This is a genomic window from Pedobacter segetis (genome assembly GCF_016623585.1).
GTDB lineage: Bacteria > Bacteroidota > Bacteroidia > Sphingobacteriales > Sphingobacteriaceae > Pseudopedobacter > Pseudopedobacter segetis.
This window is the reverse complement of sequence record NZ_JAEHFY010000001.1, coordinates 135,126-158,090: the sequence shown is the minus strand read 5'-3', so window position 1 is coordinate 158,090 and position 22,965 is coordinate 135,126. Positions and strand designations below refer to the sequence as shown.

Annotated in this window: 21 protein-coding genes; 15 read left to right on the top strand and 6 right to left on the bottom strand. The window is 37.2% G+C overall.

Annotation, left to right across the window (positions count from 1 at the left end):
* Positions 1-32 precede the first annotated feature (32 nt).
* Complete coding sequence (locus I5M32_RS00715; protein WP_200583895.1) at positions 33-587, bottom strand: hypothetical protein; 555 nt, start codon at positions 585-587, stop codon at positions 33-35.
* Between the two features lie 292 nt (positions 588-879).
* Between I5M32_RS00715 and I5M32_RS00710 the strand changes: the two genes are divergently transcribed.
* Positions 880-2,361: a xylulokinase gene (locus tag I5M32_RS00710; protein ID WP_200583892.1), complete on the top strand. Its 1,482-nt coding sequence runs from the start codon at positions 880-882 to the stop codon at positions 2,359-2,361.
* Positions 2,362-2,373: 12 nt separating this feature from the next.
* On the top strand, positions 2,374-3,681 hold the full coding sequence (xylA, locus tag I5M32_RS00705; protein WP_200583889.1) for a xylose isomerase: 1,308 nt from the start codon (positions 2,374-2,376) through the stop codon (positions 3,679-3,681).
* A gap of 212 nt (positions 3,682-3,893) precedes the next feature.
* Here xylA and I5M32_RS00700 read toward each other — a convergent pair whose 3' ends face one another.
* Positions 3,894-4,244 (bottom strand): HesB/IscA family protein, encoded by a 351-nt coding sequence (locus I5M32_RS00700; protein WP_200583886.1) that lies wholly within the window; start codon positions 4,242-4,244, stop codon positions 3,894-3,896.
* Positions 4,245-4,335: 91 nt separating this feature from the next.
* Between I5M32_RS00700 and I5M32_RS00695 the strand changes: the two genes are divergently transcribed.
* The 4 genes from I5M32_RS00695 (at position 4,336) to I5M32_RS00680 (ending at position 10,988) form a co-directional block, all read left to right on the top strand.
* Complete coding sequence (locus I5M32_RS00695) at positions 4,336-4,863, top strand: DUF7935 family protein (RefSeq protein ID WP_200583883.1); 528 nt, start codon at positions 4,336-4,338, stop codon at positions 4,861-4,863.
* A gap of 4 nt (positions 4,864-4,867) precedes the next feature.
* A complete protein-coding gene (locus I5M32_RS00690; RefSeq protein WP_200583880.1) occupies positions 4,868-6,415 on the top strand; it encodes an acyl-CoA mutase large subunit family protein in 1,548 nt (515 codons plus the stop codon).
* 598 nt (positions 6,416-7,013) lie between these two features.
* Positions 7,014-8,441 (top strand): chromosomal replication initiator protein DnaA, encoded by a 1,428-nt coding sequence (gene dnaA, locus I5M32_RS00685; RefSeq protein ID WP_200583878.1) that lies wholly within the window; start codon positions 7,014-7,016, stop codon positions 8,439-8,441.
* 120 nt (positions 8,442-8,561) lie between these two features.
* On the top strand, positions 8,562-10,988 hold the full coding sequence (locus I5M32_RS00680; protein WP_200583876.1) for an outer membrane beta-barrel protein: 2,427 nt from the start codon (positions 8,562-8,564) through the stop codon (positions 10,986-10,988).
* A gap of 62 nt (positions 10,989-11,050) precedes the next feature.
* On the opposite strand, the gene I5M32_RS00675 is transcribed toward I5M32_RS00680, so the two are convergent.
* Positions 11,051-12,181 (bottom strand): acyltransferase family protein, encoded by a 1,131-nt coding sequence (locus I5M32_RS00675; RefSeq protein ID WP_200583874.1) that lies wholly within the window; start codon positions 12,179-12,181, stop codon positions 11,051-11,053.
* 101 nt (positions 12,182-12,282) lie between these two features.
* Between I5M32_RS00675 and I5M32_RS00670 the strand changes: the two genes are divergently transcribed.
* Both I5M32_RS00670 and I5M32_RS00665 read left to right on the top strand, forming a co-directional pair.
* Complete coding sequence (locus I5M32_RS00670) at positions 12,283-13,470, top strand: anhydro-N-acetylmuramic acid kinase (protein ID WP_200583872.1); 1,188 nt, start codon at positions 12,283-12,285, stop codon at positions 13,468-13,470.
* A gap of 10 nt (positions 13,471-13,480) precedes the next feature.
* Positions 13,481-13,834: a bleomycin resistance protein gene (locus I5M32_RS00665; protein ID WP_200583870.1), complete on the top strand. Its 354-nt coding sequence runs from the start codon at positions 13,481-13,483 to the stop codon at positions 13,832-13,834.
* A gap of 94 nt (positions 13,835-13,928) precedes the next feature.
* On the opposite strand, the gene I5M32_RS00660 is transcribed toward I5M32_RS00665, so the two are convergent.
* Positions 13,929-14,522, bottom strand: coding sequence for a porin family protein (locus I5M32_RS00660; protein ID WP_200583868.1), 594 nt, complete (start codon positions 14,520-14,522; stop codon positions 13,929-13,931).
* 372 nt (positions 14,523-14,894) lie between these two features.
* Here I5M32_RS00660 and I5M32_RS00655 point away from each other — a divergent pair, with 372 nt between their 5' ends.
* From I5M32_RS00655 to I5M32_RS00640, 4 genes are all read left to right on the top strand, one after another.
* Positions 14,895-15,371: a nucleoside deaminase gene (locus tag I5M32_RS00655; protein WP_200583866.1), complete on the top strand. Its 477-nt coding sequence runs from the start codon at positions 14,895-14,897 to the stop codon at positions 15,369-15,371.
* Between the two features lie 76 nt (positions 15,372-15,447).
* Positions 15,448-16,053 carry a superoxide dismutase gene (locus I5M32_RS00650; RefSeq protein WP_234461819.1) on the top strand — a complete coding sequence of 202 codons (606 nt, stop codon included), beginning with the start codon at positions 15,448-15,450 and terminating at the stop codon, positions 16,051-16,053.
* A gap of 247 nt (positions 16,054-16,300) precedes the next feature.
* Positions 16,301-17,296 carry a zinc-binding dehydrogenase gene (locus I5M32_RS00645; protein WP_200583863.1) on the top strand — a complete coding sequence of 332 codons (996 nt, stop codon included), beginning with the start codon at positions 16,301-16,303 and terminating at the stop codon, positions 17,294-17,296.
* 65 nt (positions 17,297-17,361) lie between these two features.
* Positions 17,362-17,547, top strand: coding sequence for a hypothetical protein (locus I5M32_RS00640; protein ID WP_200583860.1), 186 nt, complete (start codon positions 17,362-17,364; stop codon positions 17,545-17,547).
* Positions 17,548-17,593: 46 nt separating this feature from the next.
* On the opposite strand, the gene I5M32_RS00635 is transcribed toward I5M32_RS00640, so the two are convergent.
* Positions 17,594-18,157 carry a C40 family peptidase gene (locus tag I5M32_RS00635; RefSeq protein ID WP_200583857.1) on the bottom strand — a complete coding sequence of 188 codons (564 nt, stop codon included), beginning with the start codon at positions 18,155-18,157 and terminating at the stop codon, positions 17,594-17,596.
* A gap of 228 nt (positions 18,158-18,385) precedes the next feature.
* Between I5M32_RS00635 and pdhA the strand changes: the two genes are divergently transcribed.
* Positions 18,386-19,381 carry a pyruvate dehydrogenase (acetyl-transferring) E1 component subunit alpha gene (gene pdhA / locus I5M32_RS00630; RefSeq protein WP_200583854.1) on the top strand — a complete coding sequence of 332 codons (996 nt, stop codon included), beginning with the start codon at positions 18,386-18,388 and terminating at the stop codon, positions 19,379-19,381.
* Positions 19,382-19,411: 30 nt separating this feature from the next.
* Positions 19,412-21,109, top strand: coding sequence for a pyruvate dehydrogenase complex dihydrolipoamide acetyltransferase (locus I5M32_RS00625; protein WP_200583852.1), 1,698 nt, complete (start codon positions 19,412-19,414; stop codon positions 21,107-21,109).
* A 509-nt stretch (positions 21,110-21,618) separates the two neighbouring features.
* Here I5M32_RS00625 and I5M32_RS00620 read toward each other — a convergent pair.
* Positions 21,619-22,155, bottom strand: a complete 537-nt coding sequence (locus I5M32_RS00620; RefSeq protein ID WP_200583850.1) for a hypothetical protein — start codon at positions 22,153-22,155, stop codon at positions 21,619-21,621.
* 140 nt (positions 22,156-22,295) lie between these two features.
* Here I5M32_RS00620 and I5M32_RS00615 point away from each other — a divergent pair, with 140 nt between their 5' ends.
* Positions 22,296-22,931 carry a 30S ribosomal protein S16 gene (locus I5M32_RS00615; RefSeq protein WP_200583849.1) on the top strand — a complete coding sequence of 212 codons (636 nt, stop codon included), beginning with the start codon at positions 22,296-22,298 and terminating at the stop codon, positions 22,929-22,931.
* The last annotated feature ends 34 nt before the right edge of the window (positions 22,932-22,965 follow it).

The window sequence follows — 22,965 nt, the reverse complement described above, 5'->3', positions numbered from 1 at the left end:
TTTATAATATCAACATTTTTTTTGTCATAATATTATTTATCATCTATATCAATACTATTGCCAAATTTAAATTGGCCTTCTTTAATATGATTGATTGTTATATAATCTTTATGATAAACCCTAGATAGTCCAGTTAGCCCATGCCTTAACGTTATTTGTAGTTGTAACGTTTGTTTTTCATCTTTCAAGATGTTTTCAAGAATTTCATTTGTTCTAAACATTACAGCATGAGGAGCGAAACTTGTTCTATTACATGTATTTGTAGTTATATAACTTGGTATATGTTTTATTTCGTTGGTTTTCATAGGAATAACTTTTATCCGATTGTTTATTCCTTTAGCCGTAACCCTGTATTGCTCTAATTTAAATAACTCTAATTGTACATCAAATGCGCTGAAGAAAGATTTATTTATAATTTTAAACACGTAAGTGGTTGAACAAGAATCATCAAAAGTATTAGCTTGTTTGCTAATGTAATCACTTATTAAAATTTTAGGTCTTAATAAATATAAAACCAGAAATAGAAAAATGAAAGAAGCACAAACGCTACATAAAATATTTATAAAAATTTGTAAAAAAGTGCTCATTAATAATTTTTATAAACAAATATAAAATTAATAACCCAAAATTCTATTACATACAATAAGGAGAGGTGTGGTTAAAATATTTATACTCGAAAGCATCAAAAAAGGCATCTACATTAGAATCGCTTGTTTAAGAAGTGATAACATTGCAATAGAAAACAAGAACCTCTCGATAGATTATAAAATCTTTATCAAGAAAGAATATTAAATTTTTAATCAACATAATATGCAATCGATTGCGAAACATCAAAATAGTTTTTATCTTAGCGTCTCAAAACCTTTATAATCTGGATCAATGTTGTTATTAGGAATAGATTTAGGGACTTCTTCCATTAAAGTTTCCGTAGTAGATGCACAATCGGGCAGTTTGTTGGCTAGCGTGAGCTATCCCGAAAAAGAAATGGAAATATTATCCCAAAAAGCTGGCTGGGCAGAGCAATCTCCGGAAACATGGTGGTTAAATGTACAACACGCCATTAAACTATGTAATTCTAAGAAGCAATATGACCCAAAAAACATTGCAGCAATTGGTATTGCGTATCAAATGCATGGCTTGGTTATTACCGATAAGAACCAAAAAGTTTTAAGAAACAGCATTATTTGGTGCGATAGTAGGGCGGTAGAAATTGGCAATAAGGCTTTCGCCGATTTAGGCGGAGAAAAAATACTGCCTAAAATTTTAAACTCGCCAGGGAATTTTACAGCTTCTAAATTAGCTTGGGTAAAACAAAACGAACCTTCGGTTTATGATCAAGTAGATAAAATGATGCTCCCGGGAGATTTTATTGCTCTTAAGATGACAGGTAGCGTTACCACAAGTCCGTCTGCTTTATCTGAAGGGATTTTGTGGGATTTTAAAGAGAATAAACTTTCTAGAGACGTAATGAAAAATTACGGTTTCGATGAAAAATTGATTCCAGAAATAAAATTAGTTTACGCCAACCATGGCGAGCTGAATGCCGGTATTGCGAATGAGTTGGGCTTAAAGCCAAATATCCCGATAACTTATAAATCTGGCGATCAGCCCAATAATGCACTTTCTTTAAATGTATCAGAACCTGGGGAAGTTGCGGCAACAGCGGGCACTTCTGGTGTTATTTATGCGGTAACAGACACCTTATTGTACGATAAAAAATCGAGGGTAAATACTTTTGCCCATGTTAACCATACAGAAGAAAACAAACGCCTGGGCGTACTTTTATGTATCAACGGGACAGGAAGCATGAACCGTTGGGCCAAGAACACCTTTGCAGAAAACCTCTCTTATAACCAAATAAACGATTTAGCCGCAACCGCAAAACCCGGGAGCAAAGGTTTACAAACATTACCTTTTGGCAACGGCGCAGAAAGGATGTTGAGCAATAAAAATATCGGCGCAAGCATAGAGAATATAGACCTAAACAGACATGGCAAAGCTGATATTTTACGTTCTGTACAAGAAGGGATCGCATTTTCTTTTAGGTATGGATTAGATATTTTAAGAGAAAACGGATTAAAGCCCTCCATCATAAAAGCGGGTAAAGCCAATCTTTTTTTAAGCGATGTTTTTACGCAAACATTTGTAAACGTTACGGGCGTACCCATCCAACTTTATGAAAATGACGGAAGTTATGGCGCTGCAATTGGCGCAGGGATAGGCTTAGGCGTTTACAAATCCTCGGCGGAGGCCTTTAAAAATAAAAAAGCTTTAAAATTGGTAGAACCAAACGGAGAAAACTTAGATGGTTTTTATCAAGAATGGAAATCGATTTTAATGAATAAGCTGAACAGCAAATAATCAATATACAACATGGAATTTTTTAAAGAAATTGGAAAGGTAAAATTTGAGGGATTAGAGAGCGATAATCCTTTGGCTTTTAGATGGTATGATGAAACCCGTGTAATTGCGGGTAAAACATTAAAAGAACATTTACGCTTTGCCGGCGCATATTGGCATTCTTTTAACGGAACGGGCGCAGATCCTTTTGGTGGGCCTACGCATATTTTCCCTTGGGATAAAAAAGCAGATGTTATAGAAAGGGCTAAAGATAAAATGGATGCCGCATTTGAGTTTTTATCTAAAATGAGCTTGCCATATTATTGTTTTCACGATGTTGATGTGGTTGATTACGGAAACAACATTGCAGAAAACGAAAAACGTTTGCAAGCTTTAGTAGATTATGCAAAACAGAAACAAACGGATACGGGCATCAAATTACTTTGGGGGACAGCCAATTTATTTTCTCACTCAAGATACATGAATGGTGCTGCCACAAACCCAGATTTTCATGTTTTGGCGCATGGTGCTGCGCAAGTAAAGGCCGCAATTGATGCAACTATTGAGCTGGGCGGCGAGAATTATGTTTTTTGGGGCGGCCGTGAAGGTTACATGACTTTGCTTAACACAGATATGAAACGCGAGCAAGAACATTTTGCCCGGTTTTTACACGCTTCTAAAGATTACGCCCGCAAAAATGGTTTCAATGGACCTTTCTTTATAGAGCCAAAGCCTTGTGAACCATCTAAACATCAGTATGATTATGATGCAGCAACCGTTTTGGGTTTCTTAAACAAGTTTGATTTAGCAGAGGATTTTAAATTGAACTTGGAGGTTAACCACGCAACATTGGCCGGCCATACCTTTCAACATGAACTGCAGGTTGCTGCAGATGCTGGGATGTTAGGTTCCATTGATGCAAACCGTGGTGATTACCAAAACGGTTGGGATACCGATCAATTCCCTAATGATATTAATGAATTAACAGAGGCAATGTTGATCATCTTAGATGCTGGTGGCGTTAAAGGTGGCGGTATTAACTTTGATGCTAAAATCAGAAGAAACTCTACAGATGCTGCTGATTTATTTTATGCCCATGTTGGTGGTATGGATTTATTTGCAAGGGCTTTAATCACAGCTGATAATATCTTGCAAAAATCTGATTACAAGAAAATTAGAACGGATAGATACAGCTCTTTTGATACCGGAAAAGGGAAAGAATTTGAAGAAGGAAAACTTTCTTTAGAAGATTTAAGGGCTTATGCCATAGAAAAAGGTGAGCCAGAAACCATTAGCGGAAAGCAAGAGTTTTTAGAAAACTTGATCAACAGGTATATTTAAGCTTTTTTGTTCCTGCTGTCTGCCAACCGGTGCATTCAGCATCTCATTTGCAAATTGGTAAACCATATGAGAATCCATCTTGATAAGGTCCCGATTAGCCGGCTGGCTAACGGAATGATAAACATTAGCTAAACAAAAAACGCCAACTTTAATAGCGTTGGCGTTTTTTGCTTCCTTTTGGCTTTTTGCTTTCTGCCTTAAGCCTCTAAATATTATACAGAAAAACTTGTTCCACAACCGCAAGTACTTGCTGCGTTAGGGTTATTAAAAACAAATCCCCTAGCATTTAAGCCTTGTTGAAAATCTACTTGCATACCGGCTAAATATAAACCATGTGCTTTATGCATAAAAACCCTAATCCCATCAATATCATATTCGCTATCGCCCTCTTTTGTTTGATCAAAACCTAAAACATAAGTCATCCCAGAACAACCTCCGCCCTCTACACCTAACCGTAAACCAAACTCTGCTCCCAACTCTTGTTGCGACATCAACTTCTTTATTTCTTTTTTTGCACCTTCGGTTAAGCTTACTGGTGCTACTGTTTCTACTGCTGTGCTCATAAATCGATAAATTAATTATACAAATATACGGTAAAATGTAGATTTTTGTTTTTTACCCAAATTTATTACCCTTAACTTACATTAAAAACCAATGGATATTACCGCTTTCTTTGTAGATGTTCTAAAATATACCCTTTCGGGATTGTTTGTTTTTTTTACCGCCTACTTTCTGCTCAAAAATCATTTTGATACCTATTATAATTTAAAAGAATTGGAATATAAAAAAATGGTGGTTAAAGATATTCTGCCCTTAAAGTTGCAAGCCTATGAAAGGATGATTGTTTTCACAGAAAGAATTAATCCGATCAATTTGATGGTAAGGTTGCATCAACCAGGCATGAGTACCCAAATGATGCAAAATATCGTTATCAACGAGGTAAAAGCAGAGTTTCAGCATAATATTTCACAACAATTGTACATTAGCAATAACGCTTGGAATATTTTAAAACGGGTAAAAGATGATACCATTGGTTTAGTAAACCACACGGCCAAAAGTTTGCCCCCAGAATCTTCTGCCGTAGAATTAAGTAAAGCGGTTTTTACCAAGCTAGATGAACTGGAAGAAAACCCTTATGATCTGGCTTTGTTGGTAATGAAGAACGATATCCAAGAAGTATAAAAAAATGTCTGATAAAAAAAACGAGACCTCTTCTGGAATTGAAATAAAGGAAGTTTATACTTCTTGTAACCCTATGCAAGAATTACCAGCAGAATTTCCTTTTACAAGAGGTATCCAAAAAGATATGTACCGTGGCCGTTTATGGACCATGCGGCAATATGCCGGGTTTTCTACCGCTGCCGAATCTAATAAACGTTATCATTATTTATTGCAGCAAGGCACAACGGGCCTTTCCGTTGCTTTTGATCTACCCACACAAATTGGGTATGATAGTGATCATGATATGGCAGATGGCGAAGTTGGAAAAGTTGGCGTTGCGATAGATTCATTAAAAGATATTGAAGAATTATTTGATGGGATAGCGTTGGAAAAAATTACCACCTCTATGACCATTAACGCAACGGCGGCAACGCTGTTGGCCATGTACATTGCCCTAGCAAAAAAACAAGGGGCAGATTTAGCTAAAATCTCTGGAACCATCCAAAACGACATCTTAAAAGAATACGCTGCCCGCGGAACCTACATTTACCCACCAAAGGCATCCATGCGTTTAATTACTGATATCTTTGAGTTTTGCGCCAAAGAGGTGCCAAAATGGAATACCATTTCTATTTCTGGTTACCATATTAGGGAAGCGGGCTCTACCGCTGTGCAAGAATTGGCCTTTACCTTAGCAAACGGAAAAGCTTATTTGAAGGCCGCTTTAGATAAGGGCTTAGATATTAATGTTTTTGCAAAGCGATTGTCGTTTTTTTTTAATTGTCATAATAATTTTTTTGAGGAAATTGCCAAATTTAGGGCCGCAAGGCGTATGTGGGCAAAAATAACCAAAGAGTTGGGCGCAACCGATACAAGGGCACAACAGTTAAGGTTCCATACCCAAACAGGGGGATCTACCTTAACGGCACAACAACCTATCAATAATATCGTACGAGTTACCAACCAAGCAATGGCTGCCGTTTTAGGCGGAACGCAATCTTTACATACCAATGGTTACGACGAGGCCCTTTCTTTGCCAACAGAAGAAGCTGCGTCTATCGCCTTGCGAACCCAACAATTAATTGCCCACGAAAGTGGTGTTACCCAAACCGTTGATCCTTTGGCTGGCTCTTTCTTTGTAGAATCTTTAACCGATGAAATAGAGATTGCCGCACAGAAATACCTTGATAAGATTGATGCCTTAGGCGGTTCTGTAAACGCCATTGAGCAAGGATATATACAAAACGAGATTGCGGCGGCTGCCTATGATTATCAAAAAGCTATTGAATCTGGCGAAATGATCATTGTTGGGGTGAATAAATTTACCGCAGATGAGAAGGTTAACCCAGAGGTTTTTAGGGTTGACGATAATATCAGGATTGAGCAAACCGAAAAAATAACCAAGCTTAAGGCCGAAAGAAATAATAAAGAAGTTGCGTTAAGATTAACGGCATTAAAAACAGCGGCAAAAGGTAAGGATAACTTAATGCCCTTTATTTTAGCCTCTGTAGAGGTATATGCAACTTTGGGCGAAATTGCGGATGTACTGAGAGAGGTTTTTGGTGAGTATTAATTTATCGGCAGGGAGCGGGATCTAAGGCTAAGCTCATAACCTTTTAATCTCAAAAAGGCTGTTCAGGAAAACCATAACCATATTCTATTTTAATATTTATTATGGCGATTTCCAACAGCAGGTTGTGCGGGTTTCTATGTGCTAAGGGTTACAAGCTCTATTGATGAAAACCTTTTAAAAAACCATTTTACAACCGTTTCTTAGCCGTAGAAAACTAAAATATTGCCACAACTTAACGGTGCTCTTTTTTCCTTAAACTTAAAAATACAACCCAGAAGGCTTAAATTAAGCCTACGATACAACCATCCGTTATAAAAATTTAATCTTCAATAAAATTACCGCTCCTTTTTTGCCCACATCTGATTTTTTTATGGGTAATAAAAAATCTAAACCTTTCGAAATTATTTCCGGCTATTTGATCATAAATCTGGTTTCAAAAACAAGAAAAAACCACTTATGCTTCTGCTTTAGAGACACTTGATAATAATTTTAAAATTTAGTTTTTTTAACCGATTTTTTTTTCAATCTTCGATGCTAGGAAACAGGCATCCCCGCCACGTTTCCATCGCATTTTAAATCAGCATTTTAGAAAATTAACATGGAAAAAACTTGTACCCTTGTATGGGAAAACTGTCTCCAAATAATTAAGGATAATATTCCGACCCAAAGTTTTAAGACTTGGTTTGAGCCTATCATTCCTTTAAGGTTGGAGGAAAGTGTTTTAACCATTCAGGTGCCAAGCTTGTTCTTTTACGAGTGGCTAGAAGAACATTATGTAGGCCTGTTAAGGAAAACGGTTAAAAAACACCTGGGGGATAAGGGCAGATTAGAATACAATATCGTTGTAGAAAAATCGTCTTCACAAAAACCATATACCACAAACTTACCTTCAAGCGGAAACGGTGCGGAGGGTAAGAACCAATCTATACCAATGCCTATTGCATTAAATAAGGATATTAAAAACCCGTTTGTTATACCCGGATTAAAAAAATTACAGGTAGATCCGCAGTTAAACCCAAATTATACTTTCGAGAATTTTATCGAGGGGGATTGCAATAGGTTAGCAAGATCTGCAGGTTATGCGGTTGGTGCAAAACCCGGGGGCACTTCTTTTAATCCCTTAATGATTTATGGCGGCGTTGGCTTAGGTAAAACCCATTTGGCACAAGCTATTGGCAACGAGGTAAAGAAAACGATGCCCGACAAGTTGGTAATCTATGTCTCTTGCGAGAAATTTTGCCAACAATTTGTAGATTCTTTAAAGAACAACACCATTAACGATTTTGTGAATTTTTACCAAGCAATGGACATCATTATTATGGATGATGTGCACAACTTTGCGGGTAAGGATAAAACACAGGATATTTTCTTCCATATTTTTAACCATCTCCACCAAAGTGGTAAACAATTGATCTTAACATCAGATAAACCGCCGAAAGACCTTGCAGGTTTAGAAGAAAGGTTATTATCTAGGTTTAAATGGGGCTTGTCTGCAGATCTTTCTGTACCAGATATAGAAACACGTATGGCCATCCTAAAAAAGAAGATGTACCAAGACGGTATAGAATTACCAAACGATGTGATAGAATATGTTGCCAACAACATTGATAACAACGTAAGGGAGCTAGAAGGAGCGATGGTTTCCCTGCTGGCACAATCTACTTTAAATAAGAAAGAGATTGATTTAGCGTTAGCTAAACAGATGTTAAAGAACTTTATCAAAAATACAAGCAAAGAAATCTCTATGGAATACATCCAAAAGTTGGTGTGCGAGTATTTTGAAGTTCCTATTGAAATGGTAAAATCCAAAACCAGAAAAAGAGAAATTGTACAGGCCCGCCAAATTTCTATGTACCTTTCTAAAAGCCACACAAAAACTTCTTTAAAGTCTATTGGGGCTTTCTTTGGCGGCAGAGACCACTCTACCGTAATTTACGCCTGCCAAACCGTAGAAGATTTGATTGATACCGATAAAAAATTTAAAGCTTACGTTCACGATATTCAGAAAAAGCTTAAAATGAGCTAGCTATACTTTGTTAAAGTTTGATCAAAAAGCCATCCCTAAAAAGATGGCTTTTGTTTTTTTATTAAAAAATTTTTTTAGTTTTATCTTTTACAACAACTATTTTACCGTTGTTTTTCGCCTATGATCAAAAGTTTACTTGCTGTTTTTATCTTTCTAATTGTTTTTAATAATTCTTACGCCCAAGAAAAGTTGGCCGGTAAGGTTTCTTACGCCGATCAGCCAATTGAAGGCATTAATGTTTTTTTGCTAAGCGTTAAAGATTCTACCCTGCTCAAAAGTACCATTACCGATGTTTCCGGCTCTTTTTATTTCGATGATCTAACGCCTTTAAAATATCTGGTTTTGTTTCAAAATATCGGCTTTTTAACTAAATATGTTGGCCCGGTAACCATTACCTCTTCTTCAAAAGAAGTAAATATAGGTACCATTACGATCATCAAAACCGATAAAAGCTTAAAAGAAATAAGGGTGGTGGCCAATAAACCCTACATAGAGCGCAAGATCGGCAAAACCGTGATCAATTTAGAAAACAGCGTTTTTGGCTTGGGAAGTACGGGGTTTGAAATTTTTGAAACCCTACCGGGGATGAGCATCAGAAACGATGAAATTAGCCTGAAGGGGCAAAGTAATGTGGCCGTTTTTATAGATGATAAACCCAGCAACTTATCTGGCCCAAACTTGGTTGATTATTTAAAGAACCTGCAGACCAACAACATAGAAAAAATAGAAATTATAGACGGTAATTCTTCAAAATACGATGCGGCCTATCGTGGTGGCATTATCAATATCAAATTTAAAAAAGGTAAAAACGTTGGTACCAACGGAGCCTTTTCTTTTGGCGCAGGCCTAGGCATCAATTATAGATATAATACCGGCATCAACATTAATAAAAGAACAAAAAACAGTAATTTTTATATCAATTATGATTATGCCAAAATAAAAGCCTTAGACCAAACCTTTTTAAACAGGGCCAGAATCTATCCGTTTATGAGCAAAGCGGGCAGCAATGTGCTTTTTAATATTACCAATAATGATACAAAGACCAAAAATAACCAAAATATTGTTCTGGGTTATGATCATCAGCTGGATAAAAACCAATCGGTATCGGTTTTATTAAATGCTTTTAGCAACGTTTTTTTTTCTGATGAGTTTAACAAAAGCTTGATCAGCAGTAACGATCAGTTAGATTCTACCGTAAATTCTATCTCTTTAGAAAACAGATCGATCAAAAACCTATCCGGAAGTTTTGCTTTTAAAAAAGAATTGAACGAAAAAGGTAAGGCCTTAAATGCCGAGGTCGATTTTTTAACCTTCTCTAGAAAATCGGATGAAAACCTTCGTAGTTCTTATCTAAACCAAACCGGGAGCGAATATAAACCTCCTTTGGTTTTTAATAACCTTACCCCTTCTAAAATCAATATCTTAAGCGGTAAAATAGATTATTCTGCGCCATTTGGCAAATCGGCATCTTCGGCTTTAGGCGCAAAAATTAGCCATGTAAAAACATCTAACAACAGGTTGATCAATATTATATCGGGCTCTGGTTATGCCCTTAACCCAAGCATTCTTTTTGATTATCAAGAATCTATCTTGGCAGGATATTACAATTATGATTATAAAAAAGAAAAGAACAGCCTCTCTGTTGGTTTACGCTTAGAAGAAACCTTTGCCCAAGGCGATACCAGCTCTAAAAACGATTTAATAAATAGAAATTATTTTAGCCTATTCCCCAATTTAAGTTATGCCAGAGAGCTTGATAAGAAAAACAAACTATCTATTTCTTATGATAAGGGAATTGTAAGGCCAAGATATGACCAGCTAAACCCTTTCTCTTATTACCTAGATCAATATACCTATAACCAAGGAAACCCCCAATTGAGGCCCTGCTACGTTAATAGTGCTAAAATAGAGTGGGAGCATAATTCAAAGTATTTGGTGTCTTTGTTTTATAACTATACAAATAATTTCACTTTTATCGTTTATCAACAAAACCCAAATAGCAATATAGCCACCACAAGCAATCAAAATTTTGATTATCGGCAGGCCATCGGCCTATCGGTTGGCTTTCCTATTTCCATCGCCAAGTGGTACGATGTTGACCTATCGGCGGAAGCCAACAAAGAATATTTTAAATATACCGATGGCTTTAAAAAAGAAATCTACAATAGCGGCTTTAATGGTGCTATTACCCTAAACCATACCTTACAATTACCACGGGCTGTTAAAGCCTCTATAAACATGGTTTATGAAACCCCCACGGCTTATGCTGTTTATAGATTTAAACCCCTTTATTTCATTAATATGGGCTTTAGCAAACCTGTTTTAAATAAAAGCGGGAGTTTAAGGCTGGTAATTACCGATTTATTTAACACCAACAGCAACAGGTATGCAAGCAATTTAGTTGGGCTTAGTGTTGCTGCAGAAGATAAATCTGAAACACAAAGCGTAAGGCTAAGTTTTAGTTATAAATTTGGCAAAAAAACCGTTAAGGCGTTTCAAAAAAGGGAATCGGGAGCAGATGAAGAAAAAGCCAGGGCCATTCAGTAAGACTTTTGATCACAAGCCAAGAAAGGTTTAAAGCCGCTTATCGCTTTTTGCCTGCCGCCTTTTTAAACTTTGATAACAATATTTCTCTTAAACATTGCCCAAAGTATGATATACCAAATAAGAACGAAGCTAATTGCCCAAGCAACGGATGCGTTGTTAGGAGAAAAATAAGGCGTAAAAAACTGTTCGTAAAGAAAGTTTTTCCAGCTAACCTCTTGTCCGTTTAAGGTGGTTTTTAGTAGGTTCATTGATCTTGCTACTATTCCCGATACAAAATATACCGTAATGGCGTTAACGCCATAAATTACAAATGGCTTGGTAAACTTTGTAAATCCTTTTACATCAATTAACCAATAACATAATGCCAAGCCCATGCTTGCCAGGCCTCCAGAATATAAAACAAAAGAGCTTGTCCATAAAGATTTGTTGATAGGGAAAAACAAGCCCCAAGTTAAACCCAACAAAAAAGCAATAAAGCCAAAAGCAAACAACCAAGCCACTTTATTATCTGCCGTTCTGCTTTCTGTTCTTAATATGCTACCCATCATCACGCCAAATAATCCCGAAGCAATAGAAGGCAGGGTACCCAAAATCCCTTCGGGATCCCAGGTTTTGCTCAAAATCCATAAATGGTTTTCGGTTAAAAGCGTTCTGTCTAGCCAAGCGCCCAAATTGCTTTCCATTTCTAAATTTGCCGCCCCAAACCCCGGAACCGGAATCAAGATCATCATTAGCCAATAACTGCTTAGTAGCACAATAAAGATTTTAAAGATATTTTGAGGTATAGCGTACAGAAAAATTAATGCGCTGGCCAAATAAACCAATGCGATCCTTTGTAAAACACCCGGTATTCTAACGGTTGCAAAGTCGAAATATGGCTGCAAAGACATCAGCAAGCCCAAACAAAATAAAATTACCGTCCTCTTTAAAATGATCCTTGTTAAAGAAAGATGGTTTTCCAATATCTTCTTTTTTGCATCCAAGGCAAAAACAATAGAAACGCCAACAATAAATAAAAAGAAAGGGAAAATCAGGTCGGTTGGTGTGCAACCGTTCCATTCAGAATGTTCTAATGGCGCATAAATATGCCCCCAATCTCCCGGGTTATTTACCAAGATCATGGCGGCAACGGTTGCCCCTCTAAAAACATCTAAAGAAAGTAGCCTTTTATTGGGCTTTATGGTATTTTGCATGGTTGGTTTGGCTTAAAAAGACAAAGCAATCTAATCATTCCCGTCTATCTTTTCAAGCAAAAACCGATCGCTAATTGTATCTTGTGATAAATTTTGAACGAATGAACAATTGGCTTTTAAAATTGAACCTAATTGCTAAAAAAGAACCCCGGCTAATTATTGGTTTAATGTCTGGTACTTCTTTAGACGGTTTAGATATTGCGCTCTGCGAAATCTCTGGTTCGGGGTTAACCACAAAAGCCACGGTTAAAGCGTTTGAAACCATTCCTTATGATAAAGCGTTCAAAAACCAAATCCAAAAAATCGCCTTTAAAAAAACTGTTGATCTAAAACACCTTTGCTTGCTCCATAAAAAAATAGGTGCTTTACATGGGCAAATGGTAAAAGCGTTTCTAAATAAAATAAATTTGGCTTCCGCCGATGTTGACCTCATTGCCAGCCATGGGCAAACCATTTATCACGCTCCAGTAAGATCAAGATCAAAAGACGAAACGGGGAATGCCACGCTTCAAATTGGCGATGCCGATCAATTGGCAGTAAACGCAGGGATAATTGCTTTTAGCGATTTCCGCCAAAAAAATATTGCCCAAGGTTTAGAAGGTGCCCCACTAGCCATTTATGGCGATTTTTTATTGTTTAAAAATAGCAAGGAAAACAGGGTTTTATTAAATATTGGAGGCATTGCCAATTTCACTTATTTACCGGTAAACGGAAAGTTTGAGGATATTATAAGTACAGATGTTGGCCCCGGTAACACCCTAATGGATCAATTTATAAACAGTATAAACCCCTCGCTTTTTTATGATGAAAACGCTAAAATTGCCGCTTTGGGGAAGATAAACCATACCCTTTTAAATGCCTTATTAAACCATCCCTTCTTTGATTTGGATTACCCAAAAACCACGGGCCCCGAATTGTTTAACCTTGATTATTTAACCGCGGCTTTAAAAAAAACAGCCGTTAAAGAAATTTCTAATGAAGGCATTATGGCAACCCTAAATCGTTTTTCTGCGGTTTGTATAGAAAAAGCGATTAAGAAATTAGTGCCTAGTTTGGATAATACCCCTGTTTATTTAAGCGGTGGCGGCGTTCATAACCCTTTATTAAAGAGTAATTTAAAACTGCTGATCCCAGAAGTCCAGTTCAAAAACATTGCTGATCTAGGCATAAACCCAGATGCTAAAGAAGCACTATTGTTTGCTATATTAGCCAATGAAACGCTTACTGGTAACTATCGGGTTTTTGGTGGGCAAACCTTAAGCATGGGAAAAATAAGTTTACCAAGTTAAAACTAAAAAAATGATGATATCAATCTGCCCCAAATTACCCATGAGGAACAAAGCCATTACAAAATATTTTTATGTTAAGCTGGGTTTTAGAGATATTGGAAGTCATGATTTTCCGCAATATTTAATACTACAAAAAGAACAGATCGAAATCCATTTTTTTGAGTTTAAAGATCTAGACACAAAAGAAAATTATGGCCAGGTTTATATCAGGACAACCGATATTGATGTTCTCTATAAGTCCTTCATCCGTGATGACGTAAAAATTCATCCCAACGGCGGTTTAAAAACCCAACCTTGGGGGCAAAAAGAGTTTTCTTTGTTAGATCCAGATAATAATCTGCTAACTTTTGGGCAAAGCGTTTAATTTTTCAACCCAAAACACCTACCGCTTTTTAAAAATTGAAACAAAGAGGCTCGGTTTTTCTGTAAAAACCGAGCCTCTTTTGTAGAAACCTAGCCTACAAAATCTTAAAGCCCAAACTTAAATGTACCAAGTTTTGCTTTTGGCCGTTGCTTTTATTAATGTCCTGCAAACTTGTTTCATACCTTAAATCAACAGAAAAATTTCCAACATCAACGCCCGCACCAATTTGCCCGTTGGTTACAAAATCCCTGTACTTATAAAAATTAGGGTCTGTTGCTTGTGCAAACGCACTGCTATTGTCGTCTAAATTGAACTGAAAAGCCGGTCCGGCCATTATCCTAAAGTTCAGTTTATCTACCCCAAATTTTGTCCCCAACAAAAGCGGCACATCTAAAGTGGTAAATTTTTGCTTCTTTTCTTCTGTAGATGCTCCCGTTGTAGAGTTTATGTTTATCGTTAAATCGGCGCCTTTAGTGCCAATATAAGCTTCGGGCTGTAAATAAAGTTTATTGCCAATTCTTGCCCAGGCACCAACTTGGTAACCTAAAATCCCAGATTCGTCAAACTCCTTGTCTTGTGCCTTTATCGTACTGTAGTTTAAACCCGCTTTTAATCCCAAATTAAACTGGGCAAATACACTTGCCGATGTTACCAACACCACAAATGCTGCTAATAGTATTTTTTTCATCTCTGTGCTTTTAAATTAAAATATTCACCTAAAAACTCCTTTTGTAAAATAATATTGCGACAATATTTTTTGAAAAGCAAATTTATCGCCTCAAACCTCCGCTAGTCGGGCTGTACGCACTCGCTTTTTTAATGAAGAAAAATCATTAAAAAGAGCTCAAACAAACGCTTCCATCCCGTTTATTTAACATTTGCTTTTTCATTTTAACCAAGGTAAAACAAGGGTTTATCAAACAGAAAAAGATTAAATGATATAGATCAGAACTGCTCATCCCCAAACCCTACAAATCCTACTTCGGGCAAATTTAATATCCTCTCGATCCACTATATTCAAACCCACGTTCACGCAATTTATTTATCTTTACATCAACAAATGAAATATTACAGTTTTACAGACAGTCCGTTGGTTAGCCCCGATGAGTTTTTTATGAAAGAAGCGTTAAAAGAAGCGCAACTAGCATTAGAAGCAGATGAAGTCCCGGTTGGTGCGGTTGTGGTTTCCAAAGCCAAAATTATCGGTAAAGGGCATAACCTCACACAAAGGCTAAATGATGTAACCGCCCATGCAGAAATGCAAGCTTTTACGGCCGCCGCAAATTATATCGGGGCCAAATATTTAACAGATTGCACACTTTATGTAACGTTAGAACCTTGTGTAATGTGCGCCGGTGCTGCCTTTTGGGCACAAGTTGGCCGCATCGTTTATGGCGCATCCGATCCTGTTAGGGGTTTTTCGATACATTCTAAAAACATATTACATCCCAAAACAGAACTGATTGGCAACATTCTTGAGGCTGAATGTAGTAGCATTGTTAAAAGGTTTTTTTTAGAAAAAAGAAACAAATCTTAACATTAGCCTGAACAAAAAGCGAGTTCGGCTGCTTATCTTTAAAAGAATTATTATTTAACTTAAAACAAAATATATTATGGCTTTTGAATTACCTGCGTTACCATACGCATCAGACGCATTAGAACCCAACATTGATAAACAAACAATGGAAATCCATCATGATAAGCATCATGCGGCTTACGTAAACAACCTAAATGCGGCTTTAGAGGGCAAAGTTGATGTTGGATCTATTGAAGATATATGTAAAAACATTTCTAAACACCCAGTTGCGGTTAGAAACAATGGCGGCGGCCATTACAACCACTCTTTATTTTGGTCTGTAATGGGGCCAAACGGAGGCGGTCATCCTTCTGGCGATTTAGCCAAAGCAATAGATGCTGCTTTTGGTTCTTTCGATAAATTTAAAGAAGATTTTTCTAAGGCGGGCGCTACGCGTTTTGGGTCTGGTTGGGCTTGGTTAATAGTTGGTGCAGATGGTAAGTTAGCCGTAACCTCTACCCCAAACCAAGATAATCCATTGATGGATGTCGCCGAAGTTAAAGGAACGCCAATTTTAGGGATGGATGTTTGGGAACATGCTTATTATTTAAAATATCAGAACAAACGCCCTGATTATATTGCGGCATTTTTTAATACCGTTAATTGGGCAGAGGTTGCCAAACGTTTTGCAGCGGCAAAATAATCTTGGCATTATTTTATAAGAATAAATGGTGGGGAGAAATAAATCTTCCCGCTATTTTGTTTTACGATTATGAAAAAATTTACCATTTTAAGCTTTTTTGCATTATTTACTCTGCTTTTGAGTAGCTGTTCTGCCATTGAAGGTATATTTAAAGGCGGCTTTTATGTAGGCGTGTTCGCCGTTCTGTTTGTTCTTTTTGTTATCGGCTTTATTCTTTATAAATTTTTAAAATAATTTAACCATCAAAATGCAAGGCGTAATATTAGAAGGCGTAAATCAAAAGTTTATTGTTAATGAAGTTCCTGTACCAAGGTTAAATGCTGGCGAAGTGCTAGTTAAAATTAAAGCTGCCGCTTTAAACCATAGAGATTATTGGATAACCAAAGGACAATATGCCGGTTTAAAATTCCCGATAATTTTAGGCTCTGATGGTAGCGGGCTTGTAGATAGCGTTTTTGATGATGAGCATAAAAACTTGATTGGTAAACAAGTAATCATAAACCCCGGAAGTAATTGGGGCGATAATGAAAATTTCCAGTCTAAAGATTTTAAAATATTAGGCCTGCCAGAAAACGGCACCTTTGCAGAATACGTAAAAGTAAACGCTTCTAGTATTTTCCCCAAGCCACAGCATTTAACTTTTGAAGAAGCTGCGGCATTTCCGCTTGCAGGGCTTACCGCACACAGGGCTTTGTTTACGAAAGCCCATGCAACAAAGCGTGATAATATTCTAATAACGGGCATTGGTGGCGGTACGGCAACCTTTGCATTGCTATGGGCAACAAGCCTTGGGGCAAATGTTTACGTTACCTCTAGTTCTGATCAAAAAATTAATGCCGCCATTAAAATGGGCGCAAAGGGCGGCGTAAACTATAACAACAAAAACTGGGATAATGATCTAAAAGAAATTTCTGGCGGTATAGATATTATTATTGATAGCGCAATTGGAGACGGGTTTTCAAAACATTTAACCTATATTAATTTTGGTGGGAGGATTGTTTTCTTCGGGGCAACAGCAGGAGATTTACCCGCTTTAAATGCCAGAACAATCTTCTGGAAACAAATCCAAATTCTTGGGACCACCATGGGTACCGATAAAGATTTTGCAGATATGCTCCAATTTATAAATACGCATAAAATTGTACCAATTATAGATCAAGTTTTTGGTTTTGAAGATGCTAATTCTGCCATAGAGAGAATGGCAAGCGCTAACCAGTTTGGGAAAATAATTCTTAAGCCTTAAAAATCGTTTTTTAAAATTTACTGGCAACATCTTTGTTTTAGCACATCAAAAACAAATAAACCGTTATGAACTTAAAAAGAACATTTGGTACTATATTAACCATTCTTGGAATAATTGGGCTAATTTATACAGCCATCAATTTTATAAATCATTCTGGAGACACCAGAACGGTTATTGTTTTAGGTGTTTTAGGTGTCCTCTTTTTCTTTACGGGGATAAGCTTAGTAAGAACCACCAAAGATGAGTCTTAAAAAGGTTTCAAAAAAAATCCCGCTAAAGCGGGATAAAATAAATACTTTAATTATCGTTCATTTGGCTTTTGAGCGATTCTAAAATCCTCCCGCCCTTATAAAAATAGCGTTGCCAGTAAGCTTCGTTCAAATTAGAAATCATAACACCCCTGCTAGAAGAAGCATGAGCAAATTTGTTATCACCAATGTAAACGCCAACATGGCTTATAGATTTACTGTGTATCTTAAAGAAAACCAAATCCCCTTCTTTTAAGTCGTTTTTATTGATGGGGTTAACCATGCTAAATATATTTCTGGCATTGCTACCTATAATGGTATTAAATGTTTTATCATAAAGCTTATAAGCAAAGCCCGAGCAATCTATTCCTTTTTTGGTGTCGCCGCCAAGGTGATAAGGGGTGCCCAGCCAATCATAAATAAACTGATACATTTTTGTATTGCTGGTTGCCGAAATTGCCACGCCCATTACCTGAGAAAAAAATTGGCTGGCAAGATTATCCGGGTCAGAGGTTTCGGTTTTTGAAGGAGAGGAAGATGTTTGATTAGAATTTTGAGCTTTTGTTGTAGAAATAAAGCAAACTAAAAGAGTAAAAATTAAGATTTTCTTCATTTAATGCGATTTTGATGTTTTAAACATTGCCTTTTAAAACGAACTTAACAAAATTATATTTTGTTAAGTTGCGAAATTAGGTTTAAAGTTTGTTTTACGCAAGTCTAAAATAAAAGTTTTAACTATTTTTAACACCTAATTCGCTTTTAATCGTTAATGAAAGAAATTGCGGGTTTTATATTTGCGTAGATATTGATAGATTTGCTTTCCCATAATTAGAATTTACAAATGAGTTCAATTGCGATAACAAAAGAGACATACCTTTATTGGTATGAAATGATGCTGCTACTTAGAAGGTTTGAAGAAAAAGCAGGACAATTATACGGACAACAAAAAATAAGAGGTTTTTGTCATCTATATATAGGCCAAGAGGCGGTAATTGCGGGCACCATGTCGGCAACAAAAGCCGACGATAGCTTGATAACAGCTTATCGTGATCATGCCCATCCAATTGCAAAAGGGATGTCTCCTAATGCTGCCATGGCAGAACTTTACGGGAAAGCGACTGGTTGTTCTAAAGGAAAAGGCGGTTCTATGCACTTTTTTGATAAAGAAAACAAGTTTTTTGGTGGCCATGGTATTGTTGGTGGTCAAATCCCTTTAGGCGCAGGTATCGCTTTCGCTGAACAATATTTAGGTACAGACAACGTAAACGTTTGCTACATGGGAGACGGGGCGGTGCGCCAAGGTTCATTAAACGAAACCTTTAACATGGCCATGTTGTGGAAACTTCCGGTAATTTTTGTTTGTGAGAACAACGGTTACGCCATGGGAACTTCCGTAGCCCGCACTTCTAATACCACAGATATTTATAAATTGGGCTTAGGTTATGAAATGCCTTGTATGCCTGTTGACGGTATGGACCCGGTTGCCGTACACAATGCCATGGATGAAGCAGTACAAAGGGCTAGAAAAGGGGAAGGGCCAACTTTCTTAGAAATAAGGACTTACAGGTACAAAGGCCATTCCATGTCCGATCCTCAAAAATATCGCACAAAAGAAGAGGTAGAAGAGTATAAAGCAAAAGACCCTATTGAAGTGGTAAAAAACCATATAGTTAATGAAAAATGGGCCGATGATGCTTGGTTTGAAGAAATAGCCGATAAAGTTAAATCACAGGTTGATGAAGCTGTTAAATTTGCTGAAGAATCTCCTTATCCAGAACCAGAAGAACTTTATAAAGACGTTTACGCACAAAAGGATTATCCTTTCATAAAAGATTAATTTCAAAAACATATTATATTTAATATAAAAATGGCTGAAGCAGTAAAAATGCCCAAAATGAGCGACACCATGACCGAAGGTGTTTTAGCAAAGTGGCACAAAAAAGTTGGTGATAAGGTAAAGGCGGGAGATGTACTAGCAGAAATAGAAACAGATAAAGCTACTATGGATTTTGAATCCTATCAAGAAGGGGTTTTGCTCCATATTGGTGTGGATGAGGGCAAGGCCGTACCTGTTGACACGCTCATAGCGGTAATTGGCAAAGAGGGAGAAGATTATAAAACCGCTTTAGAGGGAGAGAAAACCTCCGAAAAAGAAGAAAAGCAAGCAGAAAGCCCTGCTGCTGAAAAAGAAGAAAAAGCCGCGGTTGCCAAAGAAGAGCCTAAAAAAGCAGAAAAAATTGATGTTTCTAACATCCCTGCCTCTGTGATAAGAATGCCCGCACTTAGTGATACCATGACAGAAGGTGTTATTAACAAATGGAATTTCAAAGTTGGCGATAAGATTAAAGCTGATGATAGCCTAGCAGACGTTGAAACCGACAAAGCAACGATGGAAGTGGTTGGTTACGAAGAAGGTACGTTACTTTATTTATCGGTAAAAGAAGGAGAAGCCGTTCCCGTAAACGGAATCATCGCTATTGTGGGTAAAGAAGGCACCGATATTTCTCCTTTATTAAATGATGCTTCTACAGAGAATAAAGAAGAGAAAAAAGAAGAAACAGCTGCTTCTGCAACCCCAAATACTAACGCTGCCCCCGTTAAAGAGAAAACAAAAGAAGAAGAGAAGCCAACAACTTCAGAAGATCCTACTTCTGGTGATGGTGGCCGTGTAAAAGCATCGCCTTTGGCAAAAAAATTAGCGCAAGATAAGGGCATTAACTTAAATGATGTAAAAGGAAGCGCAGAAGGCGGCAGAATAGTCAAAAAAGATATTGAAGACTTTAAACCTTCAGAAAAATCTGCTAACCAAATAAATGAAACTTCGCCAACGGCACCAAGCAAGCCAACCGCCCCTGCACCAGTGATTCCTCAATATATTGGAGAAGAGAAGTTTACAGAGAAACCCGTTTCTCAGATGCGTAAAGCAATTAGCCGAAGTTTAACAGAGAGCCTGTTTACCGCTCCACATTTTTATTTGAACATTACTGTGGATATGGATGGCGCAATGGCTGCCCGCACCCAAATTAATACGGTTGCCCCGGTAAAAGTTTCATTTAATGATATTGTAATTAAAGCGGTAGCCATTGCTTTAAAGCAACACCCGGCCGTAAACTCTTCTTTTAGGGGAGATAAAATCCGTTTTAACGAACATACAAATATTGGTGTTGCAATGGCAATTGAAGATGGGCTTTTAGTGCCTGTTGTACGTTTTGCCGATGGAAAAAGCTTATCCCACATTTCTATGGAGGTTAAAGATTTCGCTCAAAAAGCAAAGGCCAAAAAATTACAGCCTAAAGATTGGGAAGGCTCTACTTTTACGGTTTCAAACTTGGGGATGTTTGGTATAGATGAGTTTACGTCTATCATTAACACGCCAGATGGGGCAATTTTATCAGTTGGTGCCATTCAACAGGTTCCAGTTGTGAAAAACGGAGCTGTTGTACCTGGTAATATCATGAAATTAAGTTTGGGTTGTGATCACCGGGTAATTGATGGCGCAACCGGGGCTCAGTTTTTACAAACTTTAAAAGCTTTATTAGAACAACCAATTAGGTTGTTGGCATAAGCTTAATAGAATATTTGATTTTAAAAACCTCGTCAAACTGGCGAGGTTTTTTTGTTTGTAAGCACAAAAAAAGGGTTGATAATATGTTTTGATCTTAGATTGATTTCAAAGTGCCTGCGTTTAGCCTTCATTTTTTTCATTCCTACGTGTTCTAATTGTAACCTCAGGGAATGCGGTAAACACAAAATTGGGCTGATGAACAATATTGTAAAACGATAAAATCATGTTTCAATCAATTTAATCATCAATTATTCAAGGTTTAACACTATGTTTTAAAATCGCAAAAGTTTCTTGTCCGCAAAAAGCATGCTTTATCAATCCATCATGGGAGATATTGTCGATTTAGTTCTGTGAAAATCAGCCGGATATGTTTAAACCATTCTTCATGTTTTAATTTTAACCGTAGCGGACGCAGAGACCACTAAGCGGGAGTGATAATTAAGAAACAATAAAAGCTCTGAATTGAAGAAAATAACCCATGATGCTTCAAAGCCAAAAAATTGGGTTTATTAATTAATGGTGATGATTTTTGCCGAGTAGCCCTTACCGATTTTACGGCTTGGTTTGGTTGGGTAAAAAACGTTGGCGGTTATAATTGCCGCAGGAAAGACAGAAAAGGCGGCTGAAAATGCCGTTATTGCGGGACTTATATCCGCTACGTTTGCGGCTAGGGCAGCACCTGTTCCAATTACCGCAAAAGTGCCGATAAAAGTTAAAAGCTCTGAAGATTTATTAACCTTTTTAATCGCCATAATATCATCGAAGTTGAGGATGATTTGTTTGGCCGTTCTCTTATCAATACGAAGATAAACCTTATCTGTTGTGATAGAATCTACCTTTCCCCTAAAACCGATTACCTGTTGATTTGATCTTATATTCCTTAGTTGCAATTTACTTACGGGGTATGCCAAGCGAACATTGTCGCCTTTTTTTATAATGTCGGTTTTCCCTTTAGCAAAGGATAATAATATCTTGTTTTCTTGCGCCAATGTAACCACAGAAGAGAAACAAAATATAAAAGCAAAGATCAGCGGTTTAAAATTCATGCAATAAATGTAAATAGATTTTTTATGTTTCGATAAACAAAAAATAATTTGTTGTGCTTTAGCTTTTTAAGTTTAAAAAACTTACATTTGCGTCCCTTTTCGTGTAAGAGGGATATTGCAAAAATTTAATGTATTAAAAAATGGCAACTAAAATTAGATTACAAAGACACGGTAAAAAAGGAAAACCTTTTTATTATATCGTAGTAGCAGATTCAAGATCACCTAGGGATGGTAAATTCATCGAAAGATTAGGTTCTTACAATCCAAACACAAACCCCGCAACTATCGAATTAAATTTTGATAAAGCTGTGGCTTGGGTAGGTACTGGGGCAACGCCCACCGATACCACAAAAGCTATCCTTTCTTACAAAGGTGTACTTTACAAAAACCATTTAAACGGTGGTGTTAGAAAAGGCGCTTTAACAGAAGAACAAGCAAACGAGAAATTTAACGTTTGGTTAGAAGGAAAAAACAAAGAAATCAGCGCTAAAAAAGAAGGTTTAGTTTCTTCTAAAGCAGAGGTTAAGAAATCGGCCTTGGCTGCAGAAACCAAGAAAAAAGAAGCACAAGCAGCTGCAATTGCAGCTAAAAACGCCCCTGTTGTTGAAGAAGCCCCTGCCGTAGAGGAAGCACCGGTTGCTGAAACTACTGAGGCAGAAACACCAACTGAGGTGGTTGAAGAAGCTCCTGTTGCGGAGGTTAAAGAAGAGGCCGAGGTTGCTGCCGAGGAAACTCCTGCTGCCGAGGTTAAGGAAGAAAAAACCCCTGAAGCTTAGTAAAAAATTAAGTAGTAAAAAGCCCGCTTTGAAA